Genomic DNA, 12,984 nt, shown 5'->3' with positions numbered 1-12,984 from the left:
AATTGGGAGGAATTATAGGATGAATCAAAAAGCAGTTGTTGCTGGGGCGACCGGCTTGGTAGGAAAGGAGCTTGTACATCTTTTACTAATCAATCCGGCATACACAGCTGTAACGCTTATTGTCCGGCGGCCAACAGGGATTGCCCATCCAAAACTGCAGGAGAAGATCGTCGATTTCAACCGATTGGAGCAGTCGGATGTAGATTTAGCGGGAGCGGATGTGTTTTGCGCTCTTGGAACGACGATTAAAAAAGCAGGCAGCCAAAAGGCTTTCCGCTTGGTAGACTATGAATATCCGCTGGCACTTGGCCGAATGGCAAAAGCCCAGGGTGCGAAGCAGTTCCTCATTATAACATCAATGGGAGCAAATCCCGCGTCCCGGACATTTTACATTCGCGTAAAGGGAGAGGTTGAGAAGGAATTGCTTGGACTTGGCCTTTCCGCACTACACATTTTCCGGCCATCGCTTTTACTTGGTAACCGGGAGGAGTTTCGATTCGGAGAACGCATTTCGGCAGTCCTTTCTAGTATACTGTCCCCTCTCTTCTTAGGAACACTGAAAAAGTACAAGCCTGTACATGCAGAAACGGTAGCTGGTGCAATGATTCGTATTGCGCAAAAAGGCACTTCAGGAATCCACGTCTACGAATCAAACCAAATTGTACAAGCATAGCTAGGATAGAGGTTTCCGAATATTTTTTTAGACAGTATAATCAGGGATGGGAGATGAGACAAATGAATAAAAAAGACATTGCTAATATCCGCAAGGAATTTAAATTGGACAATTATCGGATGAACATTCATGAAATCTTCAATGTTTATGTAAAGAAAGAATCAGGCGAGATCTACCATCAAGTCAGCCAGCCATTTCAAATGTTAGAACAGGAAACGCAGGAATTGTTTTTGAAAAACTTTAAAAAGGTTTTGACAGGCCATCTTGATGCCAAATTGTTTGAGCTGAAGTTCAGGCGTGATGTGGAAGACAGCACACAATCATTCCTCTACGAAGGATTGCAGGCAGACTCGGAAGACTGGCAGGAATACATGCTGGAAATCGTCACAAAAATGTTTGCGCGTGGGGCTTATGAATTTGATACAGTTGTAACATTTATTCGGGCAGAATACCGAAAACAGACGAAGAAGCGGAACCAGGAGTCCGAAGAAGGCGGGGATGATGAGGTTTATTCCAGCGGAATTATCCTTTGCAGCCTAAATAAAACCGATCAACCGAAAAAGGCATTAATGTTTGATTATATCGAGAAAGAATTCAAATCCTATAATTTTGTGGATCCTATTATTAATTTAGACTCTCCATTATCGGGTTTTCTGTTCCCAGCATTTAATGACAATGCAGCAGATGTGAACCATATTCTTTACTGTGCGGGGAAAGCAAATCAACCTGATTTCACATTTATTGAAGAGGTTCTCAATTGTGAAGACATCATTACCGCTCAGGAAGATAAGGACAGTTTTGATCAGGTCTTAAAAGAAGTAATAGGAGACGAAGTAGATTCCGCGGTTATTTCAAATGTTTACGAGGAAATCGACAGGGTAGTACAAGAGAATATAGAAAACGAGGAAAGTGAAATCCCTACATTAGACTATCGGGACATCGAACGGATTTTGACAGTCAGCGGTGTCGAAAATATCGATACGGCCAAAGTGGAACATGCTTTCAAAAGTGTCGTAGCGGACGAAAAACATGAATTCAAAGCGAGCAGTTTAGTTCCAAAAACGATAAAAATCAGCACCAAGGTTGCTGAGGTAACCATCAACCCGAAAGACTTGAAAAATGTCAAATATATCACCTTCGAAGGAAAACGATGCTTACTGCTCGAAGTTGATGAAGAGGTGGTCGTGGAAGGATTTCGATTGGAATCGACGACACTCTAGTTGGATTGGATAGATTATACACAATAAAAAAACTGCTGGGAGAAGAATCCCAGCAGTTTTTGAAAATTATGTATATCTCGATGAAGATGAAGGTTACAAAGGGGCATTATAGCCCTTTTTCTTTTCATTTGACATGAAACGGGTTTCATAATTTAGACTTATAAATGAATTGAAGCAAACGGTTGTGAATACAAATATTTGGGAATGTTACAAAGAAACGAACTTTTTAAATATTATACTTTGAAAGTGGGACAGAATGTGAAACAAAGCGTGATTTTTTTCGATATAGACGGAACGTTGCTTGACTCAAAAAAAGAGCTTCCTGCAGCGACAAAAGAGGCAGTTTTTAAATTAAAGGAACTGGGACATGTTGTCGCAATTGCTACCGGAAGGGCTCCTTTTATGTTTGAAGATTTGCGAGAAGAATTGGATATAAATACATATGTAAGCTACAACGGTCAATATGTTGTGTTAAACGGGGAAGTTTTATATACCAATCCACTGAATACGATTTCGTTGGAAAAACTAACTGAAACGGCGCTTTTAAATAATCATCCTGTTGTCTTCATGGACCATGAGGATATGAAAGCCAATGTGCCGGACCATGCCTACATTAATGAAAGCATTGGAACATTAAAAATCGATCGAACTCCTACGCACGACCCGCACTATTACAAAGGGCGAGATTTGTTTCAAACGCTCCTGTTTTGTACGGAAGGTGAAGAAAAACAATACGAACGGGATTTCCATGACTTTGATTATATAAGATGGCATCCCCTCGCTGTTGATGTTCTTCCAAAGGGAGGGTCAAAAGCAAAAGGAATTGAAAGAATAGCTGAAAAACTAGGAATTCCTCCGGAACGGCAATATGCCTTTGGCGATGCACTGAATGATATGGAAATGCTCACAACCGTAGAGAATAGTGTGGCAATGGGGAATGCAGAAGAAAAGGTGAAAAAAGCCGCAAAATATGTAACCAAATCCGTTGATGACAATGGAATTTTCCACGGCCTGAAAATGGTCGGGTTACTATAAGGAATGTCAATCTAAAGAAAAGAAACAGTTTCTAAACTAGCGATTAGAAATTGTTTCTTTTTTTATTTAGCAAAAAGCATAAATTCAACTACGCCTCATGAACCGTCCTAACGGACTCGCCAATCGGCGAGTTTTCATTTAATGTAACCTCCTGTTCACCGTCTGTTCACACAGCGATTATAAACTAAGGATGTCATTAAGGAATTGGAGGTATGAACATGAACATTGCTTGGAAAGAAATGAAGAAAAATAAAGCGCGGTTTTTGATATTAGGTTCGATCGTTTTTCTCGTCAGTTTACTCACGTTTATTATATCTGGCTTGGCCAATGGATTATCACAAGATAATGCAGCGTTAATTAAAAAACTGCCCGATGGAACATTTTATATGACCAAAGAAGCAGATAAAAACTACAACCTTTCAAGAATAAATCACAGTGTCCAAGAAAAAGTTTTAAACAAGCAAAAAAACGCTGCAGCAATTTCCATTCAAATGGGATTTTTGAATGACAGTGAGGGGAAGCAGCGAAGCGTAGCCTTTGTTACATCAACCGATTCAATGCTGTTTAAAAATGTGAAAAAGGGAGAAATCATCCTGGACAAGTCGATGAAAGAAGAGGGTATTAAAATAGGAGATACTTTTACAAACAATCAGTATAATGGAAAGTTTGTTGTTAAAGGCTTTGTGGATAACCAAAAATTCAGCCATGCACCAGTTGCCTTTATCAATATGGAGGACTACAAAGAAATGTACCGGGTTAACGATATGCAATTGATTTTTATACCAGGAGGGGATGGAGCACCATCATTCGCAGGCTTACAAGCTTTTTCGAACAATCAGTTTCTAAGTACTATTTCGAGTTATAAAGCGGAACAGATGTCACTTAATATGATCATCTGGTTTTTGGTAGTCATTAGTGGAATGTTGTTTGCCATCTTTTTCTACATGATGAACGTTCAAAAAATTGGATTGTACGGTATTCTTAAAGCAATTGGTGTCAAAACGAGTGCGTTGTTTAAAATGATGTGGACTCAAATGGTTTTTATAACAGCCATTTCGCTTAGTTTATCTGTTGCCCTAAGCCAAATATTTAATATTGCAGCACCTAAAGGATTGCCTTTTCATCTACCCCTTGTAACAACAGTACAATTGTCCGTCATTTTCCTATTGATTGGCTTTATTGGGGCTACACTATCTGGCATTCAAATAAAAAAAGTCGAGCCATTGCAGGCGATTCAACAAGGAGAGGTATAATATGACTATATTTACAATTGATGAAGTACGGAAAACTTTTTCAATCGGTGAAATTAACGAGGAAATCCTAAAGGGAATTAACCTTTCTTTAAAAGAAGGTGAGGTAACCGCCTTAGTGGGTGCTTCGGGCTCTGGGAAAAGCACACTGCTTACGATAGCGGCAGGACTCCAGCCGGCATCAGACGGGCAAGTAATATTTGAAGGGCAAAATATTACTACGATGAGTTCAGAACAGGTGCGAAAAATCCGAGCTAATAATTTCGGGTTCGTCTTTCAATTTGCCCATCTGGTACCTTTTCTGACCGTAGAAGAGCAGTTGATGCTAATGTTGGATGTATCTGAATCTAAACTAAAGAAACGTGAGCAAAAAAAGGAAATTGATAAAATCCTAAAATTAGTCGAAATGGATCATCGGAAAAATGCCTACCCGGCTTCCTTATCCGGAGGAGAAAGGCAGCGAGTTGCCATTGCCCGCGCCATAATCCATAAACCAAAAGTCCTCTTTGCGGATGAACCCACTGCCAGTTTAGATTCAAAAAGGTCTAAAGATGTGATGACGTTAATCAGCAATTTAACAAAAACGCTAAACATAACGACATTAATGGTGACTCACGATGAGGAAATGCTGTCATTTGCTGACCGTATTATTAAAATGAGTGATGGCCAGATTTTGCCAAGTGCAGTTTAATTTTTTAGGATATAGAAAAATAGGAGAACCATGAATGCCAAATATTTTAATTGTAGACGATGATATCAATATATTAAGGCTATTAAATATTCACTTAACTGAACAAGGCTATACGGTATTCCAGGCGAAGAACGGAATGGACGCATTGGAGATGCTGAAAAAGGATGCTTGTGATATAGCAGTAGTGGATGTAATGATGCCATTCATGGATGGCTATCAATTGACAAAAGAGATTCGTAGAGATTACGACATTCCAGTTATTCTTTTGACGGCAAAAAATCAAATCGAAGATAAAGAGCAGGGATTTAAAGCAGGAACAGATGATTATCTCGTTAAGCCCTTTGAACCTAGGGAGTTAACATACCGTATTAAAGCTTTGTTAAGGCGATATGATCATCAAATAGATGAATCGATCGTAAGAGTTGGCAGTACAACAATCAACAAAAAGAGCTATGAAGTTCAGAGTGGAAACCGAACATTACTCTTGCCTTTAAAGGAATTTGAACTTTTATATTATCTCGCATCTAATCCTAAGCAAGTTTTTTCCAGAGAACACCTTATTGAACAAATCTGGGGCTTGGATTATGAAGGGGATGCGCGAACAGTAGATGTTCATATAAAAAGATTGCGAGAACGGTTTTCTAAGCTGACGCATGACTTCCAAATAAAAACAATCCGTGGTATCGGATATCTATTGGAGGTCCAACATTAGTGAAAACACTTTATGTGAAATTTATCGTGATTACGATTGGAATGATGTTGATAAGCTTTATCTTAGCTTTTGTCATATCCAATATCTATTACCAGCAAAAATTGAAGCCTTATAATGACGATAAAAACACAAAGGTGGCATTAGATATTGCTGCCTTTGCTGAGGCGCATCCTGAGATTAGCCTGACAGAGTATCTAAAAAGCATCACTAAAGTCGGTTATCAAATTTACCTTGTAGATAAGGATGGAAACCGAACCTTTTTTGGTGATCCGTTTCGGGATAAAAGTCTTCCAGTTTCCACTCAACAGGATGTATTAAAGGGCGATATTTTTCACGGGATGCTTCATTTTCCACAGGAAACATTTGTTACAGGCTTTTTTGCTGATGAACTAAAGAATACTATCGGTGTTCCATTGCAACATAAAGGAAGAAGCTATGCTCTTTTTATTAGGCCGGATATCAAGTTCCTTTTCAACGAGATGCACATTTTATTTGGTTGGATCCTTGTACTAGCAATTACTTTGACCATCGTAATGGTCCTGATTAATACAAAATATTTGGTGAAGCCAATTTCTAACCTGACAAAAGCCACAAAATCACTGGCAAATGGTGATTTTAATGTGGAATTGGATAGTACCCGCCATGATGAGTTAGGAGAACTATCCGATAGTTTTTCGCGGATGGCGAGAAAATTAGCACAAATGGAAGACATGAGAAAGGAATTTATCTCGAATATTTCTCATGATATCCAGTCGCCGCTTTCCAATATTAAAGGATATACGAACCTATTAGAAAATCAATCGTTAAGTAAAGAAGAAAGAGAACAATATTTATCCATCATTAATGGTGAAATTAGCAGGCTTTCCACCTTAACAAAGCAATTATTGCTTCTCGCCTCGCTAGATCGAAATGAGGATATTTTAAGGAAAAATCCATTTAATGTCGGTGCGCAAATAAAGGAATTGGTGCGAAATCATCAATGGGCAATAAATGAAAAAGAGATAATGCTAAGCTATTCCCTGCCGGATATCGAGATTGTCGGGGACCCCTCCATGCTGAATACGGTCTGGGATAACCTTCTGTCCAATGCCATGAAATATAATAGACCAAATGGGACTATTGATATTTCCATTGAAAAAAGAGGACAATCCGTATACGTGACTTTTGATGATACAGGAATAGGGATGAATAATTTGGAATTAGACAGGATCTTTGACCGCTTTTATCGGGCAGACAAGGCACGAACAAGAACTATTGAAGGTACAGGGCTCGGTTTGTCAATAGTCAAAACGATCATAGATTTGCATAGCGGCCACATTCAAGTAAGCAGTAAGGAAAATGAAGGGACTACTTTTATAGTTGAATTACCGGTTTGATAATGTTTGATTTAAAACGAGGATAGCTGAATAAAAGCAGCTATCCTCTAAATGTTAGAATGTGTGAATAATCTTTCTTGCTGAATCTATTCCGTTTTCAATGCAATCAGGGATTCCCACGCCATAGTAAGAACAACCGGCAAGGATAACCCCTGGGTAAGCGGCTGCCATTTTGCTTTCTAGTGCTTCGACACTTTTAGGATGGGAAATCAAATAATTCGGCATTTGCTCGGTCCATTTGGTGATTTCACTGTCAGCAGGCTTGGCGGTAATGCCAAGGGCTTTGTTAATATCGCTAAGCGCAACATTGAGTAGTTCTTCTTGGTCCATTTCCTTTAATGAAGCGAAGGATGGGTGGCTGCTTTTATAAAACAATCTGACAAGCAGGTTCCCTGACTTTGATGTATGCTCCCATTTCCGGCTTGTCCAAGTACAGGCGTTGCAGGACAACTCATCTGTATTCGCGGCGATAAACCCTGTTCCATCAGCAGGAAGGACACTGTCAGGCACGTCAAAACCAACATACACACTTATCAATGAACTGTTTTTCAACCCAGCGAAATCTTTTGACAGGTCCGGGTCAGTGATTAAGGATTCAGCAGCCGTATGCGGAATACTAAGGATAACGTAATCCGCTTCGATGATTTCCAGATTGTTTAGAACCACTAGGTAATTACTGCCTTCTTTTTCTATTTTCGTGACATTTGAATTAAGTAAAATTTCCACTTCATCAAGCTTTTCCTCAAACGCATCTATAAGCGAGCCTAAGCCATTTTGGAAAGAAAGAAACTTCCTTTCTCCGCCTGTAAATTTCTGCTTATTGGCTTCGAGGCCTTTGATGATACTTCCGTATTTTTCTTTATAATCAATTAAATATGGAAGGGTGGAGGCGATAGTTAAGTCACTAAGTTTTCCAGAATAGACGCCGGAAAGGACAGGGGCAATTTGTTTTTCAACCAATTCCTTTCCAAGAAAATGCTCCAGAAAGGAACCGATAGAGTCATTCTTGGTGAATGTTTCATTTTTTGAATAAAAATCCTTCAGTGCAGCCACTTTTCCTTCAGCTGAAACGAGCGTGCTTTTTGCCAGCGATTCAATGCTTGCTGGAATTCCGAACACTGCATCCACCGGAATGGGCTTCAATTCTCCATCTGCATAAATAAACGAACGGCCTGTTGCATTGTAGACAATTTCTTTCTCCAGACCAAGTTCCTCTAAGATAGGCATGGACTCCATTTTACGGGCCACGATGGAATCTGCTCCTGCCTCCATGATAAAGCCATCTTGTTTGACAGTACGGATTTTTCCGCCCAACTGATTGGACGCTTCAACCAGAACAAGCTTCATATCTGCTTGATTCGCCTTTTTCCATTTTTGCAATTCATACATGGCTGATAGCCCCGTAATACCGCCGCCAATTACTACGACTGTTTTCACTGCTGCCACCTCTTAATTATTTCAAACTTCTTCACTTTTTAAGTGTACCATACCTGGGTAGGGGGAAAAATAGCTCAGGTAACTTTCTCCCTTATGGCTGCAAGCACTCAGAATATATAAAAAGAGTAAATTTCAAAAATCTAGAAATAATGATTGGTAATGATTTGATAACATTATTTCTTCTTAAAAAGGGGCCCAACATAATGGTGGAGTTTTTTCAGGAATTCAATCCTATAATGCAAGCTTTCATAGCTACTCTATTTACTTGGGGGATGACTGCAATTGGGGCTGCTCTGGTTTTTGCCACGAAAGCAATCAACCAAAGATTAATGGATAGTATGTTAGGATTTGCGGGCGATGTCATGATTGCGGCCAGCTATTGGTCATTACTGGCTCCGGCCATCGAAATGTCTGGAAATCATCCTATAGGAACTTGGTTTCCGGCCGCCTTTGGATTTTTAATAGGAGGCATTTTTTTATGGGGGATCGATAAAGTTTTACCCCATCTTCATCCGAATTCGCCTATTGGTAAAGCGGAGGGTTATCATCCGAAAGGGAGAAAAAGGAGTACACTGTTGGTACTCGCGATCACATTGCATAATATCCCAGAGGGGCTGGCTGTCGGGATTGCCTTTGGTGCGCTTGCAAATGGGGGTACAGAAGCCTCTTTAGCGGGAGCTTTGACGCTGGCCCTTGGGATCGGTATTCAAAACTTTCCAGAAGGCGTTGCGGTTTCCATGCCACTAAGAAGAGAGGGAATGTCTCGAAGAAAGAGCTTCTTGTACGGCCAATTCTCGGGCATGGTCGAACCGATTGCTGCTCTCTTTGGTGCATTTGCTGTCTCATTTATTGAAACATTATTACCCTATGCATTAAGTTTTGCGGCTGGGGCCATGATCTTTGTGGTGACGGAAGAAGTGATTCCAGGTTCACAAGAAAATGGCAATAAAGATTTGGCTTCCATGAGTTTAATGGTTGGTTTCGTGTTGATGATGATTCTAGATGTGGCATTAGGTTAGTACTTATACAACAACAGCCGCAGCAATTTTCTGAAGCTTGGAACATGAAGGATAATTGAATATTTTTCCAAAAATTCCACGATAATAGAGAGGGAATTACAAGATAACAGACGAATAGATTTAAAGGAAAATTTTTTATAATATTAGGAGGTTTATCATGGGAAGATTAGTTCATTTTGAAATTCATGTGAATGATATGGAACGGGCAAAGAAGTTTTATGGAGAGGTATTCGGATGGACATTCCAAGATTGGAGTGACTATGCTGGAATGCCTTACTTTGGAGCAGTGACAGGGAGTGAAGACGAACCTGGAATTAATGGTGCCTTGATGCAACGTCAAAGTGCTCCGCCGGAAACAAACCAAGCTTTAAATGCTTTTGCTTGTACAATGGGAGTGGAAAATTACGACGTAACTGAAGCTAAAATTCTTGAGCATGGCGGCAAGGTTGCTATGCCCAAATATGCCCTGCCTGGGATGGCCTGGCAAGGATACTATCTGGATACCGAAGGGAATATTTTTGGGATTCATCAACCGGATGTGAATGCTAAATAGGTTGCAATGAATAGATGTCAAGCAAGTTGACATTTTATAACGGAATTTTGTATAGTAAGTGGCGAAGATGATGATTGGAGTGAATCGTTTGAATTCCGCCTCTGGATTACAAAATTTAGACCTTATAGATTTATTAAGCGAGCGTCATACTTTGGTCAGAAGAATTTCGGAGAAAGCATGGAATGACCAAAGTGATATATATATTTCAAATTCTGAGTGGTATATCATGGCCAGGATTTATAAAAAGAGACCTACCATCTCGTATGTTACGAAAAATGTAGAAATTTCCCGCCAGGCGACTCATAAATTTATGAAAAACCTTGCTGCAAAAGGATTAGTGGAGATTAGCAATGCAGAAAACAACAAGAAAGAGAAGTGTATCCAGTTAACAGTCTTAGGGGAAGAATGCTACGAAAAAAACGCGGCTCTTAAAGAACAGTTTGAGAATAAAATTGCAGAAAAAATAGGTGCTGAACAAGTGAAAATCCTTAAGGAGCTATTAAAGTTAGATTGGGGAATAGAATAAACATTGCTAGGTTAAATAGAAACCTCCTCTTGTGATAAACAAGAGGAGGTTTTTATACCGTTAAAAACACTTTTTTATTTACTTTCAGTTATCAAATCAATGATCATTTCATTTATCTCACCAGAAGTGGTATTCAACGAAATAGCTAATTCTTTAAATAAGATGCTTTGTACAGTGTCCAAAAGTTTGCGGTCTTGTTCGTAAAGTTTTCTTCCGAGTAGATCGACTTCAATTTTTTGCCTCATAAGCGTATTTACCAATTTAGCAATTTCTTTTCGTTCACCTGTATTTACAATGTTGGAATATAACTGGTGCCGTACGTTAGGTTTGTCATTCCATTTTACCCCCGGATATTTAAAGGACTCAATTATTTCATTTGCTTCCTCTCTATCAGGAAGTTCGTGCATAACTACTTTACTATTATGAACTGGAGTACTAATTGTTAAATGATTATTGCCTTCCGTAGGATGTAATACATAATACAGGCTTGTTTTACCCGATACTGTTTTTTCACAAATATCATCAATTTTGCATATGCCATGTACGGAATAGATGACCATATCTCCAATACTAAACATTTAATCACTTCCAATTCAAATTGATGTCAACTAAGTTGATAATACCATATTAACATTAAAAAAAATTTTTGTCAACTTGGTTGACGTTAGAAAAAATTTTTTGATATAGTTAGCTGGTCCGTTGGTATGTGGGGGTGTGCAACGGGAATGGAACACAAGCTGATTGGAATGATTGAAAATAATCAGCTGAATTTGGGTGAAAAAGATACAATTACTGGCCCGTGAATCACTAACAATTATTTCCGGGTTTTACAAGATTGGTCTTATTAATTTACGAAGGAGAGTTTTATGAAAACGCAAATACAAGTAAAAAGTCCTAAGGTCATGGCAGCGATCTTAATGCTAGGTGCCTTTATTGGATTATTTGGTGAAACAGCCTTAAATATGGCATTAACAAATGTCATGGATCAATTTGCTGTTCAAGCGGCTACTGCACAGTGGCTGACAACAGGATATTTATTAACATTAGCTATATTAGTGCCTATTTCAGCCCTTTTAATGAAATGGTTTAGTACTCGTAAATTAGTTATTGGGGGAATTGTTATTTCGCTAGTAGGAGCGATTCTAACAGCCATTTCTCCAAGTTTTGCAATTTTAGAAACTGGCCGTATCGTTCAAGCAATCGGCACAGGTATTATCATACCGGTCATGGTAAGTGTACTTTTAGTGATTTTCCCTATTCATAAACGCGGAGTAGTCATGGGAATTATGGGTCTGGTGATTACATTAGGTCCAGCTTTAGGACCAACACTTTCAGGGGTCGTTATTAGCACTTTAGGCTGGCATTATATTTTCTGGATTAGCGCCGCTTTTTATGTACTACTGACTCTTACTGCTGTAGCGAAAATAGAAAATGTAGGGGAAATTACGAAACCTAAAATCGATGCGTTATCCATTGTTTTATCCACAATCGGTTTTGGCGGATTAATCTATGGTCTGGCTTCTATGGCAGGTGCACCTTTTACTGCTCCATTAGTATGGGCACCTTTACTAGTAGGGATTATTGCCCTTGTATTATTTGGAATTCGTCAAAATACAATGGATAAGCCGATGATTAATTTAGGGGTATTCAAGTATCCCATGTTCACATTAGGAACAGCGATGATGTTCCTAAGTATTTTAGTCATTTTATCAACATCTATTTTATTGCCAATGTATTTAAAGGGATCTTTATTATTTAGTGCTGCAGTGGCTGGTCTATTATTACTGCCAGGTAATGCTGTCAATGTTATTCTGTCACCGATTGTTGGAACGATGTTTGATAAAATTGGACCGCGTAAATTAGCATTAGCAGGATCCATTATTGTATTGATTGGTAATATTATTTTCGCTGCTTCTATTTCAGCGACAACACCTGCTTGGCAAATTGTCATAGCATTTATGGTTTTATTCTTTGGGTTAACGATGGTAACGATCCCATCACAAACAAATGGACTTAATGCATTGCCGCGTGAGTTTTATGCAGATGGCTCAGCTGCTATGAATACATTAAACCAAGTTGCTGGTGCATCAGGTACAGCGATTGCCATTACTTTGCTTACTGCAGGTCAAACTGGCTTTGCCAGCGATGTTCCCGATGCCTCGCAAGCAGAAATATTAGCGGCAGGTGTAAAATATGCCTTCTACTTTGTTACAGGAATTTCAGTCTTTTTGTTCATCTGTTCATTATTTGTCAACAAACCAAGTGAAGAAAACGTACAATCTCAAGTTTTTGTGTGCTCAACAGAAACCGTACGCAACTAGCAAAAGCTAAAATTTTTTAGAAACCATTCGTAAAAGTGTTCTTTACGAATGGTTTTATTTTTTATAGGCAAAGTTAAGGATGATTTTATTAGAAAGAGTAATTATAAGAAGAAGTACCCGCTGTAAAGTTCTTACTATAGGAACAATTGATAACGTAAATTTCAATCAAGG

13 protein-coding genes are annotated in these 12,984 nt (G+C 39.0%); 11 read left to right on the top strand and 2 right to left on the bottom strand.

Annotation, left to right across the window (positions count from 1 at the left end):
- Positions 1-19: 19 nt before the first annotated feature.
- The 7 genes from KHA99_RS14115 (at position 20) to KHA99_RS14085 (ending at position 6,957) form a co-directional block, all read left to right on the top strand.
- Entirely contained in the window at positions 20-673 is a 654-nt protein-coding gene (locus tag KHA99_RS14115) for an oxidoreductase (protein WP_213118132.1), read from the top strand.
- Positions 674-735: 62 nt separating this feature from the next.
- Positions 736-1,893, top strand: a complete 1,158-nt coding sequence (locus tag KHA99_RS14110; RefSeq protein ID WP_213118131.1) for a DUF4317 domain-containing protein — start codon at positions 736-738, stop codon at positions 1,891-1,893.
- A gap of 258 nt (positions 1,894-2,151) precedes the next feature.
- A complete protein-coding gene (locus tag KHA99_RS14105) occupies positions 2,152-2,928 on the top strand; it encodes a Cof-type HAD-IIB family hydrolase (protein WP_307852069.1) in 777 nt (258 codons plus the stop codon).
- 218 nt (positions 2,929-3,146) lie between these two features.
- Complete coding sequence (locus tag KHA99_RS14100) at positions 3,147-4,181, top strand: ABC transporter permease (protein ID WP_213118129.1); 1,035 nt, start codon at positions 3,147-3,149, stop codon at positions 4,179-4,181.
- A 1-nt stretch (position 4,182) separates the two neighbouring features.
- Positions 4,183-4,869 (top strand): ABC transporter ATP-binding protein, encoded by a 687-nt coding sequence (locus KHA99_RS14095; RefSeq protein ID WP_213118128.1) that lies wholly within the window; start codon positions 4,183-4,185, stop codon positions 4,867-4,869.
- Positions 4,870-4,903: 34 nt separating this feature from the next.
- The gene (locus tag KHA99_RS14090; protein WP_213118127.1) at positions 4,904-5,581 is read left to right on the top strand and encodes a response regulator transcription factor; all 678 of its coding nucleotides are present in this window, start codon (positions 4,904-4,906) and stop codon (positions 5,579-5,581) included.
- On the top strand, positions 5,581-6,957 hold the full coding sequence (locus KHA99_RS14085; protein ID WP_213118126.1) for a HAMP domain-containing sensor histidine kinase: 1,377 nt from the start codon (positions 5,581-5,583) through the stop codon (positions 6,955-6,957). The genes KHA99_RS14090 and KHA99_RS14085 overlap by 1 nt, the downstream gene beginning before the upstream one ends.
- A gap of 54 nt (positions 6,958-7,011) precedes the next feature.
- On the opposite strand, the gene hemG is transcribed toward KHA99_RS14085, so the two are convergent.
- On the bottom strand, positions 7,012-8,394 hold the full coding sequence (hemG, locus tag KHA99_RS14080) for a protoporphyrinogen oxidase (protein ID WP_213118125.1): 1,383 nt from the start codon (positions 8,392-8,394) through the stop codon (positions 7,012-7,014).
- 203 nt (positions 8,395-8,597) lie between these two features.
- Between hemG and KHA99_RS14075 the strand changes: the two genes are divergently transcribed.
- The 3 genes from KHA99_RS14075 to KHA99_RS14065 all read left to right on the top strand — a co-directional run bounded on the left by KHA99_RS14075 (position 8,598) and on the right by KHA99_RS14065 (position 10,492).
- Entirely contained in the window at positions 8,598-9,413 is an 816-nt protein-coding gene (locus KHA99_RS14075; RefSeq protein WP_213118124.1) for a ZIP family metal transporter, read from the top strand.
- Between the two features lie 157 nt (positions 9,414-9,570).
- Positions 9,571-9,966 carry a VOC family protein gene (locus KHA99_RS14070; RefSeq protein ID WP_213118123.1) on the top strand — a complete coding sequence of 132 codons (396 nt, stop codon included), beginning with the start codon at positions 9,571-9,573 and terminating at the stop codon, positions 9,964-9,966.
- 70 nt (positions 9,967-10,036) lie between these two features.
- Entirely contained in the window at positions 10,037-10,492 is a 456-nt protein-coding gene (locus tag KHA99_RS14065) for a MarR family winged helix-turn-helix transcriptional regulator (RefSeq protein ID WP_213118122.1), read from the top strand.
- Positions 10,493-10,566: 74 nt separating this feature from the next.
- On the opposite strand, the gene KHA99_RS14060 is transcribed toward KHA99_RS14065, so the two are convergent.
- A complete protein-coding gene (locus KHA99_RS14060) occupies positions 10,567-11,070 on the bottom strand; it encodes a CarD family transcriptional regulator (RefSeq protein ID WP_213118121.1) in 504 nt (167 codons plus the stop codon).
- Positions 11,071-11,358: 288 nt separating this feature from the next.
- Here KHA99_RS14060 and KHA99_RS14055 point away from each other — a divergent pair, with 288 nt between their 5' ends.
- Positions 11,359-12,813, top strand: a complete 1,455-nt coding sequence (locus KHA99_RS14055) for an MDR family MFS transporter (RefSeq protein ID WP_213118120.1) — start codon at positions 11,359-11,361, stop codon at positions 12,811-12,813.
- Positions 12,814-12,984 lie beyond the last annotated feature (171 nt).

It is taken from the genome of Neobacillus rhizophilus (assembly GCF_018343535.1).
In the GTDB taxonomy this organism is placed as follows: Bacteria; Bacillota; Bacilli; order Bacillales; family Cytobacillaceae; genus Neobacillus; species Neobacillus rhizophilus.
Note: the sequence above shows the minus strand (reverse complement) of the source record. Positions and strands in the feature narration are given on the sequence as shown.